This window comes from Rhodococcus sp. T2V (genome assembly GCF_029269925.1).
Classification (GTDB): domain Bacteria; phylum Actinomycetota; class Actinomycetes; order Mycobacteriales; family Mycobacteriaceae; genus Rhodococcus_F; species Rhodococcus_F koreensis.
Map to the genome: position 1 here is coordinate 1 of NZ_JARJBD010000345.1, position 679 is coordinate 679.

Below are 679 nucleotides of genomic sequence, written 5' to 3' on the forward strand. Positions count from 1 at the left end.
GCCGGTGCCCATACCTCGATCGCCTCGCCGCGGCGGGTCTGCCGGTAGCAGTGCAGGTGTCCGCTGCCGACTGCGGCGAGTGACACCGTCTCGAGCAGTTCCAGCAGGCGGGCGCGGGAGTCTCCGATGTCGAAGGCGTGCTCGCTCGGCTCGGGGATCGCCTGCCAGATCGGCTTGTGCAGGAACACGATCACCCGCTGCGTGGCCGGAATGTCGCGGACGGTGTTTTCGATCCACGTCCACTGTTCGGTCTCCCGGTCCAGTCCCGAGCCGAAGAGTTCACTGTCGAGGCCGAGGACGGTGAAGCCGTCGGTGTCGTGGCGCCAGTGGTCGGGGCCCCACACCTTCTCGAATGCGGCGATCCGTTCGTCGGTGACGCCGATGCCCTTCCACGGGGTCGCGCCGGGCTCGCCGATGTCGTGGTTGCCCGGCACGACGAGGACCGGGGCGGTGAACTTCTGCATCAGGGTGCGGGCGTGGGCGCGGTCGGCGTCGTCGTCGGGGTGGATGATCACGATGTCGCCGGAGTGCACGACGAGGTCGGGCCTGACGGTGTTGTTGACGTAGTCGACGACGCGGTCGAAATTCTCCTGGGTGCGGCCACCGCGGGCGGTCAGGTGGGTGTCGCTGATCTGGACGATCTTCACGGAAAGCTCCTCCGAAGGGATGAATGAGGTGA

At 67.3% G+C, this 679-nt stretch carries 1 protein-coding gene; it reads right to left on the minus strand.

Annotated elements, in window-relative coordinates; genetic code table 11:
- Positions 1-647: metallophosphoesterase (locus P3H15_RS54275; RefSeq protein WP_276144867.1), on the minus strand; the 647-nt coding region annotated here is incomplete at its 3' end.
- Positions 648-679: the final 32 nt, after the last annotated feature.